Source organism: Candidatus Fukatsuia symbiotica (assembly GCF_003122425.1).
Classification (GTDB): Bacteria; Pseudomonadota; Gammaproteobacteria; order Enterobacterales; family Enterobacteriaceae; genus Fukatsuia; species Fukatsuia symbiotica.
The window spans coordinates 2,087,685-2,106,870 of the sequence record NZ_CP021659.1 but is presented as its reverse complement, the minus strand read 5'-3'; the positions used below and the strand labels follow the sequence as shown (position 1 = coordinate 2,106,870).

Below are 19,186 nucleotides of genomic sequence, written 5' to 3'. Positions count from 1 at the left end.
TGTTGTGGTATAATTTGATCCGTAGTGTTGTCGATTTGGCACAAAAATTAGGCAGGAAGGTGGCATGTCTGCACAACCGGTAGAAATTCAGATTTTTGGTCGTTCACTAAAAATTAATTGCCCACTAGAAAAACAAGAGGCGTTAGAGAAAGCAAAAGAAGATCTTGAGCAACGGTTGCAAGATCTCAGAGAGCGCACTAAGGTCACAAACACAGAGCAGTTAGTTTTTATTGTGGGGTTAAACCTCTGTGCCGAACTAACCCAAGAAAAAGTGAAAACCGACGAAGAAGAAAGAAAAAAATGTGACTATATTGCCAAAATGGAGTTCCGTATCACGGAGTTACAGAAAGTCATTGACCGAGCTTTACCCAAATAGCGTAGCCTAATGGAAACATAGGAACGTATGACTTGAATAAATCGCTATCGAATGATAGATTCAACGGTGAGTAAGAAATTCTCTGAGATGTTTGCCAGTGGGCGAGTCCCCTGAGCCGATATTTTGTACCAATAAGGATGTGATGTTCTGTGATTGGTGAGCATGCTCGGTTCGCCGAGAAGCCTTAAAGTTGCAGCATCGCGTTCACCTTGAACCAAGGGTTCAAGGGTTACAGCCCACAGCGGCATCTTGGAGATCCTATCACTCGATTACTTTTTGTTGTGAACACCTTTCTACTGTATGCGCTTTTATTGGCAAATATTCACAGAATTGATAGCCTATGACGTTGACTCCACAGAATATCCTTCTACGCCGACAAATTAGAAATAAAATCCGTCAGCAACGCTGTTGCCTCGGGTCACAACAACGGCAAATAGCAGCGAAACTTGTTGCCGAGCGTGTTATTAATCACGACAGGGTCCAGCAAGCAAAAAGTATCGCTGTTTTTCTCTCTTTTGATGGTGAGTTGAATACCCAACCAATTATTGAACAACTTTGGCAACAACAAAAGCAGCTTTATCTACCGGTATTACATCCTTTCAGCCGAGGCAATCTGCTATTTTTGCATTATGATGCTACCACGCAGCTGATTATCAATCAGTTTAAGATCCGCGAGCCTCAACTAGACGTTCGGGCTGTGCTCCCACTCGCGCAATTAGATATTATTCTAACCCCCTTGGTGGCATTCGATCGCTTCGGACAGCGCTTGGGGATGGGGGAGGATTCTATGATCGCACTCTACAGTATTGGCAACAGCAAGGCACCTATCCCATTGGCCTAGCTTACGATTGTCAGCTCGTCGATAAATTGCCGGTGGCAGATTGGGATATTCCGTTACCGGAGATCATCACACCAGACGAAGTGTGGCGATGGCCATTGAAATAAACTCCAGCAAAATCTGGTTAGCCCTAGTCGATCTTCAAAAAAATCTCTTGATTCTATTCGATAACCCTGACGCCATCAGCTGTTGCTACCAACACAACATCTGCACCACGGTTAGCAAACAGCCCTACGCTCACCACCCCAGCAATACAGTTAACGGTATTTTCTAAAGCGATAGCATCTACAATCTGCAAATTATGGACATCCAAGATCTCATTGCCATTATCGGTGATCACATTCTGGCGATACTCTGGCAATCCACCGAGTTTAACCAGTTCACGAGCCACAGCGGATCGCGCCATCGGGATCACTTCAACGGGCAACGGAAATTTACCCAAAACACTTACCTGTTTCGATTCATCTATAATACAAACAAATTTATCGGCAATAGCAGCAACAATTTTCTCGCGAGTCAATGCCGCACCCCCTCCCTTAATCATTTGTTTTTGTTCATTAATTTCATCAGCACTATCCACATAAATATCCAGCATATCTACAGCATTACAGTCGAAGACGGGGATACCGAGATTTTTAAGTTTTGCTGTCGATATATCCGAGCTGGAAACAACACCTTCAATCTGATGTTTGATTGATCCCAAGGCATCGATAAAATGTGCAACCGTGGAGCCCGTACCCACGCCAACAATGGAGTTAGGTTTGACATATTTCAATGCTGCCCAGCCAACTGCTTTTTTAAGTTCATCCTGAGTCATAATCAGTTCATTGCCTATCATCGATCTATTACTAATTAATTGAAGTATAATGTAAAAATACCACTGCAGTGTACAACTAGTTATAAGGGTTGTGAACACCATACAACACAAAATACGCTAATTATGAGCATTCAGAATCGATTGCCTTGATAACGTCCTGTACCGGAATGGCATCCAGATAACGCTCAGTCGTATTAGTATCAACTTCATCAGAAGAGGGTAAAGGCCGATAATCACCTGCCCACAATAGAGTATGCCGTGCTTGCCAAGGGTACCACTGTTTAAGATTAGTGGGTCCGAATAACACGACTGATGGTGTGTGTAATGCTGCTGCCATGTGCATAGCTACCGAGTCGACACCAATATACAAACAGGCACGGTCAATTAACACGGCCAGCTCAGGAAAAGTGAGTGTACCGGCAAGATTAATAAGCTTACTGTTTTGGGAACCATTTTTTTTAGCACAACCATTAACAATATCGGCAATATGATCCAATGCAGCTTTATCGTTTCCACCGGTCAATACAACCATTTTGCCTTGCATAATAAGATGATCAATCAATAGGCTGAAAGAAGCACTTGACCAGGTTTTGAACTTCCAGCGGGATCCTGGCTGAATCAAGATATAATTATCTAGTTTCCACTGCTGACAAATTTGCGTTATACGTTCAACGTCAGCCATGCTGTAAGCCATGGTCACTTCAGTATTAACATCAGTTAACTGTAGTGGCTCCAGAATAGCAAGATTAGTCAGTACCGTATGTTGTTCCGTGCTATTGGATATATAGACCAACTTTGAATGACAGTAACGCCATAGCCAGTTATCACGCTTTGAATAGTGAAAAGCAATACTGAATTTAGGTTGTAGTAAACGACAATAAAGCCCGGCACGCCATTGATCCGATAAATTAAGGATTAAATCATAGCCTTGTTGTTTCAGATTATTAAACAAAGCCCACTCACTACAAATTTGAGCCTTAACACTGGTATATTTTGATCCACGCATAACAGTCCAGGCTTGATTAACCGTTTTGTTCGCCGACAATATATCCTGAGTGCCACTGTAAACAAGGACATCAATCAAAGCATGAGGAAAATGGATTTTTAGGGTATTAAGCAGGGGCGTGGTCAACAACACATCACCGAAGTGACGCAGTTTTATCACAAGGATCCGTTGGACATTATCTTTATTACATAATCCATTGAGGGTAATGGGTGAAGAAGAGCGAGAGCGTTGTTGCCCGGCGGATAATTCGGTTTCATTAGACAGATTCATTGTAAGACACACCATTAGAGGCAACAAACAAAAAGGCGGTTATGCTATATTAATGGGTCACTCAATGGCAATTTTTTTTTGAGGTAGATACCGAATACTCATGCCATATCTCGAATATCACTACCATTGAGAACTATTTAACCAGTTGGCACATATTTAATACTAACCGCTTAAGATATAAGCGTTCGTCGCGCGAATGCTTGCATTCGCGGCAAGAAAATGTACCATGCAACAGCGTCGGCATGTAGCGCAGCTTGGTAGCGCACCGTCATGGGGTGTCGGGGGTCGGAAGTTCAAATCTTCTCATGCCGACCAAAATTAATCAATTAAACCAACCACTTAGTGTTGGTTTTTTTGTTTCTGGAATTCGCAAATGGTAAAACTCTGGTAAAACCCCGGACGAAAAACACCTTGAGCGCGCGGACGTGATGAGTTAAACATCACCTGAAGGCTGTTACTCGTCCAGTTGAATTCCACTTTGATCACACTATAATTTTGTATTAAACAGACTGTTTAAGAACAGGAGCTTAAACTCAGGTGGATACGGTGCTTAAGTTAATTTTTATCGGGTTAAAGCAACTTACAGCTATAAACGGATGAGAGGAGGATGGCGTGTGAAAATAATAAAGACTTTTTTAAAAACAGTAACAATTTTATTCTTGCCCACACCTGTTTTGGCCTCTCCTACTTGGGTTGTGCCCACGTGGAATTCAGGTGATTGCAAAGTGTGGATAAAATCTCGATCAACATGGATTTTGATATCACCCAGGGCATGTCATAAAGAGGAGTCTCCTAAGACCGTGCGACCCACTCCCACAGAAGCCGCTCAGCGTAGAGCACAGGAGCAAATAGAATCCAAATCCAGAGCACGCGATCAATTTACAGCATTTCGGGCGTCAGCAGATGTAGATTAGTCATACCCTCTTTCATTTATAAAAAAATGAAAAATAAATAAGTTAAAAGAGAGAGATAAATGATTTGAGGTACATCTGGAAAAGTGGGTTAACTCAATTCAGCGTGCTATTTTCAGCACTTCAGGGAATTTACTGGGTACACCCTACAGCTACAGGATGCGGACTAGCGACCTACGGCTTAAAATTTTGCAGCAGACGAAATTCTCTCATATGTTTAATTAATACATATAAATTGAGCGTTTTATAATCTAAAATTGGTTAATTAGTGAGTTTAATCCCGCCCTGCACACATGGATGAGGGTGATGCAGGGTTGTTTTTAGTTAACACGATATTGTTAATCCAACAATCCTCTAAAATGCGACTAGGTACATAGGAGTAACCATTTTTATTCTTTCCGGATATTATTTTTAATATAAATAAAACAATTAACATTGTATTTATCAGTAGCCTCCTTTTTTACCAGTTAAAATTCTTGAATTGTTCAAGCGATTTAACACCTGCTTTATCGTAATATTCTCCACTGTCCGGAGAGCACAATCCAGTTCCTAGGCTACCATCTTAATGAACATTGATTATAATCGAAGGAAAAGCAGATCAAATTCTTTGTCAGCAAAAAATTCATCAGGTTTATCCAACACGACGGAGTCAGAATTTTCTCCACAGAATCGAAATTACCCAGCCTACATAATTATAGGGGGTGTAATCTTTTTGTCCTATTTCACAGGGAAAAAACTCTATGAAAACAGAGAAGCGACACTACAAACATTTCGGAACAGTTGGTCTACGTGGATACACACTGGCTATAAACCTTTTATCGATGGCAGAAAGCTCGGTTGGATCGACCACCGCATGGCCGTCTAGCGTATGCTCTTTGGGTATATAATAGCCCATAATAGATTTTGGGTCGTAGACTGTATATTGCGTCCTATTTTTGGCATACTTCTTAAACAGGTTGTACTCCGTTTTGGCAGCATCCCAACCAAACATATCCAAATAATAGGCTAACACAACCGGTTTATTCCATTGGATGCCACATTCCGGATTGTGGTGTTCGTGTAGCAAACCTAAAGCATGCCCAAACTCATGCAAGGTGGTCGATTTTAAGTAGGCTGCATCAGAAGGATCGTCGGTAAAACCGTCGAAATTCATGGTAGGTTCATTCACGGCTGTCTTTATACTATTTGTTCCTAAGTCTGACCAATTTCCATCGCCTTCCTTAAAAGCAATCCGGATATCTGCCTTCTTTTTGCTTCTTACAGGTAACCACTTAAATTTCAAATTGGCATATTTAAGCCATTCATTTGCATGGTGTCGAACTGTGTCTTGTACAGCACGAGTTACGCACGGATCTAACCTGGGGAAGCCAAGAGTGATCTGATGTGTTCAGTAATGGCGTTTTTAATGACAGCCCAATTTTGTTGGTAAAGAGTTATTTTTTCGGACAGACGGCGTTTATGTTGTTCAAACCAGGCAGCCATGGCCAGAAAAATATGATTTCTTTACGCCCGGCCTGTGCGGGCCTGACAGCGTTCTATGCCACAAGTTTGTTTGACTTCCCGATGATAAACTTCAACAGACCAACGGGCTTCGGTGACAGCACTAATTTGTCCCCGAGTGGGGGTCTCTTGGTTCGTAGCAACATAATCAATGCGACCGTGTTTGGCCACAAACTTGAAGACTGTCACCTAACCATAGCCCCGCAGGTGTACTGAAAGCCCTTCTTCTGGAATATCAAGTGAGGCTAATTTTACGTTACGATTAACTATCCGGTTCTTTCTCAACGTGGTGACCCCAATCCAGCCAGGAGAACGAATGGCGTTGAGATTATCTAAACTTGAATACCACGCATCCATCACCACCGCTTCAGGACTTATGCCCCTCGCTTTTGCCAGTTTGAGCATGTCGCAAAAATGCGAGCTTTTTGTTTTTCCGGCGGTCTCTTTGTCGTCAATTCGGTAGTCAATAGGCACTGACTCTCCCGTTTCAAGACCCCTGCCACAGCAGATTAACCAAACCAATACCTGCTATAGCAGGAGCCGTATAAGTTGATTATGAAAATCAGAAATAACATATTGATATTAATTAATATTTATTAACAAAAGTGATCACGTTACATGGCGCCTGCTATATCACATCATGTTCATTACCAGAATATTGATAATGAAACAGCTCTATCTTCTTACTCCGTTTTTTTGCTAGCACAGTATCAGCCGCAATCAGTAAACAAGGCGCTCCCCGCTCAATCGAGGGCGCGACAAGGTGCCACAACTCTTTGGGACGAAAACAGCGGCTCTTTAACCTGCGAATTACGCTATCATGGGATACCCTCGACGGGCTCACTTCTGACAACGCCAGACTAGAATATCTCACACGACTCGCTTGTAAAAATGCTTTATAAAGGTCTTTCGTACAGGGATAACCTGACATCTCATTACCATTCTTATCTTTTTTTCTACTCTCCTTTTACCATCATTTATTACAGTGCGAAACTCGTGACATCGTCCAAATCAGCGGTAACAGCTACCGATTAAAGGGAAAAAAAACAGTTGGAATTGTACCTATCACCGATCTGGAAAAGCACTCATTTTGGGATGAAAAATAATCAGAGTGGGTCAATTTTATATTGCCGTTTTTACCGGGTTAGTGGGTCAAAATTCGATTGCTGTTGACACTCAAGGGTAGGATTTCAAATCCGACCCTTTGAAAAGGCTTACGGGTGAATTCACCCTCGGCATTTCAAATGCGTATGGCGCTAACACCGTAACCCAACGTTATCTTTTCGATTATTTATTGAGCCAAACAAACCTGGGTAATGTACGCCTGCAAGCCCACAATTTGCTGCGTGACAATTGCTATTCCTTCCCGGAGACGGAAATAATCGTTGATAACGGTGTCGTCAAGTCAGACACCGGTAGCATCATCCAGGCGGGTGGCCGTGGGGGTGTCGGGCAATGTTTCACAGCGGGCAGCGAGCTGAGTTTTACCATCGGTTAATTCTCGGGTGTGTTTGTTATCGAGCACGGCTATTTGTTGGTGTTGCTTCTGCGTTGTTTGGAGCGTGATAAAGAGGTTATCGCGCTCATCCCTTATCGTTTTGATGACGCTGTCTTTTTTTGCTGATTCAGTATGGTAATAAACAGCCACCAGACTGACGAGCAGAATGAGACTCATCAGGATAAAAAATGAATCGGTTAAACATCGAGTCCTCAACAGGTGAGTTCACTTTCTTGCGCTCGTCTCATTACTTGACCCGCACAGTTATTAGCTCGAATGCGACAATCTTTACCGCCATCAAATGGCCAGCGTTTGATTTCTGCACAAGCACCGTGGTAGTCACCGGCATTCAATTTTCGATAAAAAGTCGACGAGAAGCATTTACTTGCACCGATGTTATACGGACAAAATGAAGCAATACCGGCTTTCTGGGCGTCGCTTAACGGTACCTGAACATGACGTTCTACCCAGGCGATCGCTTTATCTACCTCAAATTTGTTAACTTGCTCGCATTTTTTTGCACTGAGTTGCAGGCTTTGCCTCACCGGCTTGTCATCAACTCGTGTCGCACCGCGGCAAATTGTCCACACATTCGCGCCGTCTCGGTAAGCTGTCAGCCGATTGCTTTCTTTTTCATGCAGAAATTGAGCAAGGATGGTTGTCGCTGTCGCTCCTGCCAAAATAAGTCCCAGCATGGGTTTGCTTAGCTTACTCATTTGCCTGTCCTGCTCTTGCGCTTATCTTCTTTAATTTTGAAATATAAATTCGTCAAATACGTCAGCACAGCCAGCGAGACGCCCGCGAGTACGCCAATGGCGATCCATTGTTCCGGGCTGTAGCTGTTTAGCAAACCATTCAGGATGCTACCGGCAGAAGCACCATAGGCCGCGCCTGTCGTCAGTTTTTCCATTGTCATTTTCGTCTCTCAGTGGGGGGAGGCGCTAAAATAGAAAAAGGCCATGTGATGCGCAGCCCTAAATAAGCGTTTTTTGCAAGCATGTTACAAAAATATTCCGTATAACGTCTCTTTGTATTAATACGTAAAGATACGTCATGATTATATTGCTAAACGTAAATATACTATTTGAAAGAAGAGTTTTTTTGATTAAAAGCGGTTGGATTGGTATTATACAATACCTTTAATCATCACCTATTAAATATAAATAAATCTAATTAAATTTTTCATTTAATTGTATAGCACTCTATTTCAGATCATGTATTCAATAGGTTGTTAAGGTATCAAAAGTAGTATTCCCTTTCAATGAATGTGCCAATCACCTTATCGTGCATTTTTTCGGATTTTGAGTAATCTATGGTTTTACGATTGAATCGTTTAAGTCGCATTCTCAGTGTTAAATTTTTTTTCTGTCCTTTGCGTATAAAGCTTGCCGGTGATGTGATTGGCAGAAGGTAAGATAGAATAAGCCGTAAAATTATCTGTACAGAAGAAGGCCACCTGAAAAGGGGCTAACAGGTCAAGGAGTCTCTGTAGCGTTGAGGTATCTCGTCGTCCGAAAACATGGGCGATGATCCGCTTAAATAGGGGCTCCCAGGCATACCACAGCCATCGCTGATTTTTTTTGTTCGCTACAAAAGACCCCTGTTCATCCACTTCACAGATAATCTTAATTTCAGCTTTATCAATGGGTAAGTTGGTTACATTGCGGGGGGGTGAGTTTTTTAAAATGCGCATCACCGCATTAATACTGATAGATAGCACGCTTGCAGTGTCTCGAATACCTAAATTATTCATCGCTATATCAACAACTTGCTCTTTAATCCCCGCTTTGCAGGCCGTATAAGAATAATTCAGTTGAAAGGTGCATTTGCAGGACAGGCAACGAAAACAGGGGTGTCCGCCACTTCCTATCCCCTATTTTTTCACGTCACTCGTTTCACCACAGTAGCGGCAACGAACTTCTATTTTTGCCACCGGCGATTATCCTGCAAAAACAGAAATTCTAACAGAGAATAAACCTATTGAATACATGACCGCTGCTTGGAGCCCTCCGTTAAGAGCTTTGCATTGAGTACTGGCTCAAATTTTTTGCAAAAATCATCCAGTAAGCAATAAAGTTCGGTAATATCGTTCATGAGTGCCTCGCTATTTCGTGATGAATAATGTCCGCAAACATCATTGTCTTGAAGTACGAGGCACTTATCTATTCTTGAGCAAAAAGTTAGAGAAAATAAACGTCAATTCCTTATCCCGAACTCAGGTTACCAATACACTGGCGCGTTCGAAAAAAGGTAGTGTCATTTTCATCCATTAACTCCTGAAATCCGCATTCATTTAGCTCCAAAATGAAATTATTAATAGAGGGCGGATATTACCACAAAAGTGCTTTATACCCTTTGCCTTTGAAGCCGCCGCGTTGTTGGCTGCAGGCATATGTGCATTTCATTTGCCTAGGCGGCGTAATATAAATTAATAATACTAATAATATAAAAGAATATTTTTTTTGCCATTACTTATCATTTTCAGTTAGCTTAAGAAAATTATTGAATGACATTGATCATCACGAGTCGCCCTACTTACACCTTATTTTATAACAATATTGTTAGGAAAATAATTATGCCAGATACTCATGCCACAGACACCGTTACTCCCGCAGCTGATACAGCCGTTGCCAACGACACTACCGTTCACTATAGGGGGCAGGAGGCTACTGCGATTGCTGGTTTTATGGCATCAAAGGATTACCCTCGATTTCAGCAGCAATATCAGCAGGCGATTGATAGTATTGTCGCATTTTATAATCAACACGAAAGCGACGAAGAGAAAAAAAGAACAGTAGCCGATAACTTTAATAAATTAAAAATCAAGATCTCCGAAAACAGTGATCAGCATTCAGATAATACCTGGCATCATTATTTTCAAGCCAAAGACTGTTTAGAAAGGATAGTGCAATATTTAACAACAGAGAGTTTAATAACAGAAGGCGGAGCACCACTTAACGTAAAATTAGAAGCTATTCACGATCTCGCTCCGCATGTCATTGTTTGTCCAGAGGGCACCAAAACACACATCTTACATGCAACAATGCAATTAGAGAGTTACTACAACAGCTTGCCGCATAAAGTAGAACAAATCAGACAAACTCTCATCCATGCTGCCATAACAGAATTTATTAGTACCAATAGTGGACCTAACACCCAATTGGGTGAAAGGGCCTGGGTGCAACAGCATAATGCCTATGTCAATAGATTAGCGGAACAATTTGGCATCCCTACCATTCAGGACCAACATACTGACCCTATCAATATCACGCGAGAAGATCTCCTTGCCTGTCAGCAAAAGATTAATAGCGTCTTAACGCTCCATGCTATTACCTATCAGTTAGCGAAAAATTTGCTAGATAATCTTGAGGATATGCTGCTGAATAAAGATATTGACAGGCAGACTAACCGGTTTATTGATCCTGACATTATTCCTGGCACCTTAGCGGGTCTCGAAAAAAATTATGGTGAACTTGAGAGCGCCTCGTTATTTGAAGAAACTGAAGATTATCGCTACCAGCTACGATCCGAGCCGATACTATTACAAATAGACATCGCTAAAAAATTACTGGCGAGTTTACCGCCAGAAAAATTACAACAGATGGGCTGGTCAATAGAGACGCTGACAGATGACGGCAAAGGAGTGACGATCAAACGCATCGATACTCTTTTTTGGAAAGAAATCACAGCAGAAGAGGTCACTGAAACGCTTGAATTAAGCTTGTCTGATATAAAAGGTTTACATAGAGCCCTTGTGGACAGAATAGCGCCGGAACAATTGATCCGTATCTTGGCAGGCGCCTCTGAGCAGGATGCAGAATTTCTCACCCGTATCGATCCTCGCAGCTTATCAAGCGCCAATAGCAAAGAAATTGAATCTTTTTTCACAAAAATGGGGCCGGAAGCCAGTGTTTTTTATGCCACCAAGCACAGTGAATGGTTTAAGCGATTGGGCAGCAATCCTTTACTAAAGGTTTTTTTAGCATGGCCGGTCGATCAAATAATGACTACCTCCACTGCTCTCTTCCACGGATTTAACCAAGAACAAATTAGCGCGCTATTTGCGAAATTAGGTGTAAAAGGCATTGATTATGCGAAAAATAATCTCGCATGGTTCAAAAAACTGCCTGTCAATCCATTATTACCGGCCCTGTTAACACTCCCTAAAGATCAACTGTTCAACACGGCTACCGATCTATTGCACGGCATGACGACGCCACAACTTGCTAATTTTTTCTTAAGACTCGGTGGCGAGCGTGGTATGGATTATGTAAGGGATAAGAAGACATGGTTTAAACGCTTAAGATACAATCCATTGATACTGGCTCTATTAACATTACCCATTGAGAAATTGGTTCAGGTCCACTCTTATTTTTTTGAAAATATAAGTTATTTAAGGGCTAAAGATTTTTTTTCCAAATTAGGTCCTCAACAGAGCCTCGAATATGTAAAACGCAATCCAGGATGGCTAATTGATCTATCCTATGGCGGGGCTATTCTTAACCCCTTGAGGCTGAACCCGGTAATCCCGACGCTGTTAACCCTCAACGGTGAAGAACTGTTACAGACTGTTATTCCTGGCAATCTGAAACAGATTACAGAAACAGAACTCAACCAGTTATTTGTTAAATTGGGGCCCGCTTTGGGCATTGAGTATGCAAAACGTCATCCAGCGTGGTTTGAGACATTGCCTATTAACCCGCTGCTGCCGGTTCTTGCGGATCTGTCTGATAACGAGTTAATAAAAATCCCGCCAGAGGTGTTTTATCCGATGACCGCTGAAGCCATCAGCGAATTTTTCCAGCATCGTCAACCGACTTCTTTGTCAGCGGATTATATCAAGCGCTACCTTGATCCGTTCCAAAATCAGCAGGGGGGTGGCGATCATGTGCAAATAAACGCGTGGGGACAAGGAAATCATCCCTTTAGAGAATTCCTGTTAAACATAGTGATAATAAAAAAACAAGCGACTATGTTTGAAGCGGATTCTTTTTACTCTCCTCTTAAGCAATTATTGATCGCGGCGATTGAATTTGACGATGAGGCTACTACCCGTTCACTCTTACTAAGAACAACGGAAACGGAAACGGATGATGAAAATATAAAAGAAAGATTAGGGCTAGAACAAAAATATTATGGTCATCATAAAAATCCTTTATTTTTAGCCTTGGAAAAGAATCGTACCTGGTTAGTCACCGAATTGTTATTGCTGCATCCACTCAAGGATTATCAAGATCATGGACGATATCACGTCCTTTCCTACCCGATACAATTCAAAAATGTGGAGATCCTCGAGGCGTTGTTGCTTGCGGGTGCTGATGCAAACGAGAAAGATGCACTGACTCAGCGTCCACGAATTGAAGAAGCGGTGTTATCCGGGGATCCACGTTTGGTAAGGGTACTTTTACAGCACCAGGCAAAAGATGAGGCAGGTAATGCTTTGCTGCTCGCCATACGGCAGGGAAATAGTGAGATGGTACAGGCATTATCGACCATAACCCGGCCGAATCCTCCCAGCTCGCTTTATGATGAAGCACTAGCTGCCGCCAGAATCTTGGCAGATCCCGCCACGTCAGCCGTCATCATTGCCGTCCTTGAGCAACACACCCAACAATTATCTCATTCGCACTCTGTGGAGCCGCCGGATCTGTTTCAGCATGTGGTGACCTCCCTTGAGTCAATACAAGGCGAAAGGGCACGTAAAAAACAATTTATTGAACTATCCATACAAGATAACTTGGATCGATTACATCAGACATCGGGCACCCCCCAGTTAGAAATTGCATTTAGACTGAAACAGCAAATTCACGCTTATCTCAGCCAACAGCGCGATCCTCTACGCCATAGCACCTTATTAACGTTGGATAGCCAACTCAATCGTGTTCTCTTTACTGGAGAAATGTCACCTTTCGAAACAGAGATGCACCACATACTATCAAAAGACCCGGCATGGTTAGCCTATATCTATCAATCTGTACATAATGAACCCTCTTCTTCCCGTGCAACCTTAATGGCTTTTTTCATTGCGGCAATAAAACATGAACACTACCTCAATCTAGGGGGTTTTCCTGAGCCGGTACCGTCCAACCAACAATTAGTGTTTAATGCCACCTTCCATAGCTCTTTGGAAAACATGAATTCAGAAGAGTTGGATCATTTTATCTCTCAGTTGCGACAAGATCAGCAAAGTGGCGAGTTGCAAAAAATCAAGGTTGATCGTAGCAAGAAACAGCTGCACATCGGCTACAGTTATGACGAATTAGTTTTTCTAGCAGAAAAATATGAGATCATCCGTTCTATAAAAAGGAAGTGGTTCTCCTATTATGATTCTTATTCTGGTGTTGATAGCGATGCTGATTATAAATATCTACAGGATCATGGTAATCCAACTTATATACACCAGCGACAGCGAGAACAGTTAACACAGATCAAAGAAAGCTATGACAGCCTTTACAGTGCTGACTTGAACACCTGGGATAGCCATTACACAGGGCAAGGGCGTCTCCAGCTTAATCAGCAACTGGCTCAACAAGCGGATATTAACGGGCAACTGAGACTTCTGCTTGATCAACGGCAGGGATTACTGCTGGGTCGCGCGGATGATTGGAGAAGAAATAGTGGCATCCCTGAGTTTATTATTCACCACCTAGATACATTGAAACAGCAGGGGGTATCGACACTGTTTCTGGATCTGCCTAATACCAAACTCGTTTTATCGCTGATTGATGATTACCAACGCACCAAGAGGATGTCGCCGATATTGCGTAAGATACTGCGTAATAATGGCACTGAAACGCTTTTTAGCGCCGCCAGTGAAAAAGGGATGACCATTATTCCTATGGGCAAAAAAATTGCCCGCTACAGCATACATGAATATGCTGTGGCTAATAATGTGGCGATGCAAACGTTAACAGGGTTGCCAACGGGGGAAAAATTCATCTTTTACGCAAGTGAGACTTATTTACGGCCCCTACCGGGAGCAGGCCGTTTTTTACCCAGTATTGCCCATCGCTTAAACTTGCCGGTATTGGAAATCAATGCTAACCAGGGGTTATCAGTCAAAGAGGAGCCTTTCCGTAATCGAAAAGTCTTTAGCAATCCCTCAGCGTTCTATAAGTATGACATAGGGGCGTATTTAAACAGTAATGAACTGAGCTTAGGCGTAGGTCACGCGGCTGAGCGCGATAATGCCGCTGACTGGATTAGGCCGATGGTCGATAGGCAACAGGCCGCCGCAGAGGAAGTCCGTAAAAGTCGCGTGATTATTCAGCTAGAAGAAGACAGGGTGACGCGGCGTGCCGTAGAGGAGCTGGCCGGTAAACACCCGGATGAGACGGTGATTTATCAACGCGATCAGCAAGGCAACCTGCATTTGGTGTACGGTAAACCGGTTGATCTACAAGGTGATCTGAACCTGGTGTTGGTCGGCCATGGGCGTGGGGGTGGCGATGATGCTCACAATAATACCACGCTGGCGGGCTATAATGCGGCCGAATTGGCGGGGGTCACGCAACAAGTCTATGACACCTTGAGTGACAAACATGTTGTCCATGGCCCGATGGATAAGCTGATTTTAGCCGGCTGTGCGTTGGTTAACGATGATCAAACCGGGGGCTTTTTATTTGATATGGCGCCAGAATTATTAAAGCCGGGCGCTCCCCGCCCCCGTGAACTGGTTGGCTATTCCGCTGAAATCGGTATCAGTGGGGCTTCGAGTGAAACCGGGAGGGGCCATCGCCACCAGGTGGATCAAGGGGTTGCCGGTGAACCGGCACGTCATGTTCGGGTCAGTTTACAGCGGGATGAAACGGGTACGCGTTATTTACAGCCGGCATCACAAATCCCTCCACGAGAGTCACCAGAATCAACTTTACCTCCCGTGGTTGAAGCTGTGCAAGAGCGTCAGGCGATCACCTCATCGGATAAAAGCTTGATGAAAAGAGTGGACTGGGCGAAGGAGAGGCTAGATCTATCCCGCCTCAGTAGAGAAGTGAAAGCGGAAATCCTACGGCTAGGGGGAACCGAGTTTAGGTTGAAAGGATTTGGCCCCACCGTCGACGGTAAAACCGAGCTTATTTTTGTGCCAAAAGTTAACGCGGAGCAGAGAGGAAGACCCGGCCAGGACAGCACGGCAGTAGAAAAACGCCTGACCAGCGAGAGCGATGTTTTCGTTAGAATGCAAAATAAAATGGGGCAACTCGAGCCAGAAATTGCCCATGTGGATGGGGTCAGTACCATGAATGCGGCCTTTCTGGCGATGAACCTGTTGTCACACCGGGGAGAGCAAGAGGAGTCACCGTGGAAAAAGTTCGTCGGTCGCGCCAATTTAACCCAAATCCTGCATGGATTAGGGCAGGACATGGGGCATCTGGTTAGCACCGTCAACACCTTGAGCGGGGCAGGTGCCAAAGCCGAAGGCATGTTAGGCCGACTCCTCGGAGGGGTGCGTTTCACCCATGCCGGGAGTGTCGTCAATGTGGCGGTTGATATCATCAATCTTGTCGATGCGGTTAAAGATTTGCAACAGATACCCGAGGGGTCGCAAAAAGATTTCGCTGTCACCCGGGTGGCATTAGCCGGGACGCAATTAACGGTGGACGGCACGCTGGCAGTATTAGGGATGGCGGCCGGTTTTTCTCCGGCTGTTGCCAGCGGGATGGCGATAGCCGGGCCACTCAGTGTGCCTTTTGCCGGGGTGATGATAGGCATTAATGCCTTGGTACAGGCACTTTCCTCTAATAATGCGCATTACCAGGTTGAAGTGAGTGAAATTATCGCGCCTTTTTGCCATGCCGCGTCTCAAACTCTCCTCCAGCCCACGGCCATCGCGCAACATGACCCTCGTCATCCAGGGGTGATTTATTTTGAGCCTTATGTGCCGATACAAAAAATGGTCATTAACGGCAACCGCCTCTCGGTGCAGGTGGCCGATATCACGGTTCCCGAATTTAAAAATAATGGCTCGCGTGAACGGACCGGAAGAGAGTTGAGTGCTTATCCCGCTTTTGGTATTGATCCGGCAACCGTTTATCAACAATCTATTGCTCTGCCGGAGAGTGCGCTACTGGTCCTGCCTGCGACGTTAGCCGGGCATTATGGTTTTATGTCTGATACCGGGGCGGCAGGGCGTTTTCAGGGAGCAGAGATATTTAACCGCTTGCATCAACATTATGGTGCCGCGTTTCCTCTCTCGACAGGGTGGTCGGCGCCTAATGACGCGACTTTTATCGCTCAATCCACCACTTGTGTCATAGCATTAGACAGCGGTACGCGTTCTTTCACTTTTCAGCAGGGACAAGCGGTTAAGAAAATAGCCGGCGATGACCATCTGGGGCTGAGAGCCGGGCATTTACCCACCCCGATAATGGATGCTCAACATGCTGAGCTGTTAACCTATGAATTTCAAGGTGCGGGGGAACCACCTTTATCGATCTTGCCGATGACGCACGACACATTACCATCAAAGCGAGCAGTGAAGAGCAAAAACGACACAGCGAACGTTGGGTGTTGGATATCACCCCCGAACTCTCCACCATGACACCTGAAGCGGGTCGCGCGCGGGTGCAATCACAAATAAGTCAATTACGGGTTAGCAAAACGGCGCAAGGGGCGGTACTGACCTTAAAAGGGCGTCCGGTCAATATTATGGGTCCAATACCGGGAGAAATCACACTTCAGCTGCGCCCGATAGAGTTACCGGGTGTAACATGTAAACTCAGTTTATTAGCGGCCGACGCACAAGACAGCCCGACATTTCAGCTCAGTCTGGCGGCAGACTCTATTGAGGCGTTATCGGGCGATAATCTTAATAATATTCAACAGATTATGCAGCGCTATTTCAGTGATAACACCCGCTTTACACTGACACCCCAGGTGCGGGTGACTATCGCGTTGACAGAGGGGGATGTCGCCAGCGGACTGCTTGATTTAACCACCAGGCGCTGGCAAGTGATAGAGAATGATAGCAGTGCCGCTGCCCATCCCCATCTCTATCGCAGTGATGGAACCGCTGTTGCGTTACTCGGCCGGCCTGATGCCCACATCACCAGTGTGGCCCATATCGAATATGACGCAGAACAACAACAGTTCTATGCCGTGGGTATCGCGCATCCCAGAGATAACCCTAAAACGAGTGTCTCCTACCGCTATTATCCTCATTTGCCAGAAAATCAACGCTATCAGCGGATAGAAGCCACCTATATCGATGAAAAAAATGGCAAGGGAGAGCAACCGTTAACACAACTCATTGAGGAAATCCACTCTCAATCCTCGCAAGCGGTTATCCGTGTCAATGCCCCCTTGGAAAGTCTAAGCGTCGAGTATGCCTGGGATGGGCAACCATTTTACAAAAAAATAGAGTGGGAGCAGAATAACCATCACTTTATGGCTGAACGCAACGACAGTGTTAGCAAATCGACACTCACGGTGATCGCCCTGCCTTCACCTACCCCTGAGTTGTTTGCGGTCAGCAGACTCGGCCCTGATTTTTTAGCAAAATGTAAGAATGAATTATCTTCTATTACCCTGTTACTACAAGATGATACCCGCAAAGTCGATTTATTGGGTTTGCCCGTGATCCCGCTGAACGTGTTTGCGCATGTGGAGACAAAAATAGTGGGTGCACAGCCCGACACCACCTTTTTCTTACACAGTGAAACGCTGCCCGGCATCACCTTTAAACTGACTGCCTCGCTGCCGGTAGTAGCCACCGGAGAAATCTGCAAATGGAAGATGTCGTTATATGCTGAAACGCGGGCGGCGTTACAGGGCGAGAGCAGGGCAAAAATAGTACATCTATTACAGCACAAGAAAAATGGCTCTTGGCTATGGGATGTCGGCACATCGGTTCCATACTCGATAGGCAATAACCCTGACGGCGCGGCTGAGGGTGTATTTGAGTTAACCCCGTGGTTAAGCTCAGAGACGTCTGCCGCCACAGTAAGTGAAATACCGGCTGATAGTGCGGGCATGAGGGAGGCGATGAGCGCTTTCGATGGAGGAAATGAGCCTCTAGGCGCAAGAGATGAGGTTCTCCTGCCTTCGCAGCGACCTGATTGGGTGACCGCAAGGGCGCGTTAATTTTTGGCAATAAATGTAAAAGTGATCCTTGATGCGATTGCCCTGATCATCATATTTTCATCAGGATATACTCTGCTAATGTTTTTTATATAGCTATGCACTTTAATTTTAGTTAAAATTAAACAAAAAAGTCGATGAGAAAAAGATGAGGTATTCGGTTGATTTTCAGCGAAAAGTCCTCAGTGTTCGAGAGTAGGAAGGCCTGATTATAAGAGCCACCGCGAAGCGTTTCCACATAGGCACGGATTCGCTAACGCGTTGGCTGAGGCGAATAGAGCCGTAGCAGTCTGGCTCGCGTCGGCGCAAGATTGACAAAAAAGCCCTGGTCAAAGATGTTGAGCGTTATCCAGATGCTGACCAACGGGAACGTGCGGCCCGTTTTGGGGTGTGTACGAAATCCATTTGGCAAGCTTTGAAAAAATGGGGCATCACCTATAAAAAAAACCTGCGTCATCCCAGGGCATCCGAAGACGCACGGCACAGCTTCCAGAAAAAGAGAGACGGCTATAAAGAGCAGGGAAAATCGTTGGTTTATCTTGACGAAAGCGGTTTCGCAAAAGATATGCCACGAATCCATGGGTATTCTCCGCGAGGTCAACGCTGTTTTGGCGTTCAAGATTGGCAGGCTAAGGACCGCACTAACGTGATTGGCGCCTTATTGGGCATGGTGTTGATGGCGATAGGCCTGTTTTCCAGCCCGGTTAACAGTGATGTCTTTTACGCCTGGGTCACACAACTGCTCCTTGCATATTATCATCAAGAAGATCACTCAATAACCCCTGTGTCAGTCTAGTTGTCGCCTCTAATTTTCCTTAGCAGAGACAATAGACCTCTTCGGAAACTATAGCAGGCGCCATGTAACGTGATCACTTTTGTTAATAAATATTAATT

The 19,186-nt window shown here is 44.5% G+C and carries 10 protein-coding genes, 1 tRNA gene, 1 other RNA gene and 6 pseudogenes; 8 read left to right on the top strand and 10 right to left on the bottom strand.

What is annotated here, in order from left to right; translation table 11 throughout:
- The first annotated feature begins 64 nt into the window (after positions 1 to 64).
- The 3 genes and pseudogenes from zapA to CCS41_RS10085 all read left to right on the top strand — a co-directional run bounded on the left by zapA (position 65) and on the right by CCS41_RS10085 (position 1,321).
- Complete coding sequence (zapA, locus tag CCS41_RS10095; protein ID WP_072550903.1) at positions 65 to 376, top strand: cell division protein ZapA; 312 nt, start codon at positions 65 to 67, stop codon at positions 374 to 376.
- A gap of 76 nt (positions 377 to 452) precedes the next feature.
- Positions 453 to 636: non-coding RNA, 6S RNA (gene ssrS / locus CCS41_RS10090), on the top strand.
- 80 nt (positions 637 to 716) lie between these two features.
- Positions 717 to 1,321, top strand: a pseudogene (locus CCS41_RS10085) (5-formyltetrahydrofolate cyclo-ligase).
- Between the two features lie 53 nt (positions 1,322 to 1,374).
- On the opposite strand, the gene rpiA reads toward CCS41_RS10085, so the two are convergent.
- Together rpiA and rfaQ are read right to left on the bottom strand one after the other, a co-directional pair.
- Positions 1,375 to 2,031 (bottom strand): ribose-5-phosphate isomerase RpiA, encoded by a 657-nt coding sequence (gene rpiA, locus CCS41_RS10080; RefSeq protein ID WP_072550913.1) that lies wholly within the window; start codon positions 2,029 to 2,031, stop codon positions 1,375 to 1,377.
- A 121-nt stretch (positions 2,032 to 2,152) separates the two neighbouring features.
- On the bottom strand, positions 2,153 to 3,307 hold the full coding sequence (gene rfaQ, locus CCS41_RS10075; protein ID WP_119797533.1) for a putative lipopolysaccharide heptosyltransferase III: 1,155 nt from the start codon (positions 3,305 to 3,307) through the stop codon (positions 2,153 to 2,155).
- A 238-nt stretch (positions 3,308 to 3,545) separates the two neighbouring features.
- Here rfaQ and CCS41_RS10070 point away from each other — a divergent pair.
- A tRNA-Pro gene (locus CCS41_RS10070) sits at positions 3,546 to 3,622 on the top strand.
- 1,356 nt (positions 3,623 to 4,978) lie between these two features.
- Here the strand turns inward: CCS41_RS10070 and CCS41_RS10065 are convergent.
- From CCS41_RS10065 to CCS41_RS17750, 8 genes and pseudogenes are all read right to left on the bottom strand, one after another.
- Positions 4,979 to 5,596 (bottom strand): matrixin family metalloprotease, encoded by a 618-nt coding sequence (locus tag CCS41_RS10065; protein WP_323586449.1) that lies wholly within the window; start codon positions 5,594 to 5,596, stop codon positions 4,979 to 4,981.
- Positions 5,572 to 6,649: pseudogene (locus CCS41_RS17765) on the bottom strand (transposase). Before CCS41_RS17765 ends, CCS41_RS10065 begins: the two are co-directional and overlap by 25 nt.
- Before the next feature lie 360 nt (positions 6,650 to 7,009).
- Positions 7,010 to 7,111, bottom strand: a pseudogene (locus CCS41_RS17760) (lysis system i-spanin subunit Rz); the annotation flags it as partial.
- Positions 7,075 to 7,209, bottom strand: a complete 135-nt coding sequence (locus CCS41_RS17755) for an Rz1 family lipoprotein (protein ID WP_083429650.1) — start codon at positions 7,207 to 7,209, stop codon at positions 7,075 to 7,077. The gene CCS41_RS17755 and the pseudogene CCS41_RS17760, both read right to left, overlap by 37 nt.
- Positions 7,210 to 7,428: 219 nt before the next feature.
- A complete protein-coding gene (locus CCS41_RS10040; RefSeq protein ID WP_072550909.1) occupies positions 7,429 to 7,932 on the bottom strand; it encodes a lysozyme in 504 nt (167 codons plus the stop codon).
- Positions 7,929 to 8,132 (bottom strand): class II holin family protein, encoded by a 204-nt coding sequence (locus CCS41_RS10035; protein WP_072550910.1) that lies wholly within the window; start codon positions 8,130 to 8,132, stop codon positions 7,929 to 7,931. Before CCS41_RS10035 ends, CCS41_RS10040 begins: the two co-directional genes overlap by 4 nt.
- A gap of 323 nt (positions 8,133 to 8,455) precedes the next feature.
- Positions 8,456 to 9,029 (bottom strand): annotated as a pseudogene (locus CCS41_RS10030) (IS1 family transposase).
- Positions 9,030 to 9,208: 179 nt separating this feature from the next.
- Positions 9,209 to 9,310, bottom strand: a pseudogene (locus tag CCS41_RS17750) (IS982 family transposase); the annotation flags it as partial.
- 481 nt (positions 9,311 to 9,791) lie between these two features.
- Here CCS41_RS17750 and CCS41_RS10025 point away from each other — a divergent pair.
- The 4 genes and pseudogenes from CCS41_RS10025 to CCS41_RS17230 all read left to right on the top strand — a co-directional run bounded on the left by CCS41_RS10025 (position 9,792) and on the right by CCS41_RS17230 (position 19,088).
- Entirely contained in the window at positions 9,792 to 16,754 is a 6,963-nt protein-coding gene (locus CCS41_RS10025) for a C80 family cysteine peptidase (protein WP_162860055.1), read from the top strand.
- The gene (locus CCS41_RS10020; RefSeq protein ID WP_119797531.1) at positions 16,751 to 18,295 is read left to right on the top strand and encodes a hypothetical protein; all 1,545 of its coding nucleotides are present in this window, start codon (positions 16,751 to 16,753) and stop codon (positions 18,293 to 18,295) included. Before CCS41_RS10025 ends, CCS41_RS10020 begins: the two co-directional genes overlap by 4 nt.
- Before the next feature lie 304 nt (positions 18,296 to 18,599).
- Positions 18,600 to 18,737 (top strand): annotated as a pseudogene (locus CCS41_RS17235) (IS630 transposase-related protein); the annotation flags it as partial.
- Between the two features lie 84 nt (positions 18,738 to 18,821).
- Positions 18,822 to 19,088: a transposase gene (locus CCS41_RS17230; RefSeq protein ID WP_275887694.1), complete on the top strand. Its 267-nt coding sequence runs from the start codon at positions 18,822 to 18,824 to the stop codon at positions 19,086 to 19,088.
- Positions 19,089 to 19,186: the final 98 nt, after the last annotated feature.

Coding starts and splice junctions, on each gene's coding strand:
- zapA (WP_072550903.1), top strand. CDS start 65: ATGTCTGCACAACCGGTAGAAATTCAGATTTTTGGTCGTTCACTAAAA.
- rpiA (WP_072550913.1), bottom strand. CDS start 2,031: ATGACTCAGGATGAACTTAAAAAAGCAGTTGGCTGGGCAGCATTGAAA.
- rfaQ (WP_119797533.1), bottom strand. CDS start 3,307: ATGAATCTGTCTAATGAAACCGAATTATCCGCCGGGCAACAACGCTCT.
- CCS41_RS17755 (WP_083429650.1), bottom strand. CDS start 7,209: ATGGTAAAACTCAGCTCGCTGCCCGCTGTGAAACATTGCCCGACACCC.
- CCS41_RS10040 (WP_072550909.1), bottom strand. CDS start 7,932: ATGAGTAAGCTAAGCAAACCCATGCTGGGACTTATTTTGGCAGGAGCG.
- CCS41_RS10035 (WP_072550910.1), bottom strand. CDS start 8,132: ATGACAATGGAAAAACTGACGACAGGCGCGGCCTATGGTGCTTCTGCC.
- CCS41_RS10025 (WP_162860055.1), top strand. CDS start 9,792: ATGCCAGATACTCATGCCACAGACACCGTTACTCCCGCAGCTGATACA.
- CCS41_RS10020 (WP_119797531.1), top strand. CDS start 16,751: ATGACACCTGAAGCGGGTCGCGCGCGGGTGCAATCACAAATAAGTCAA.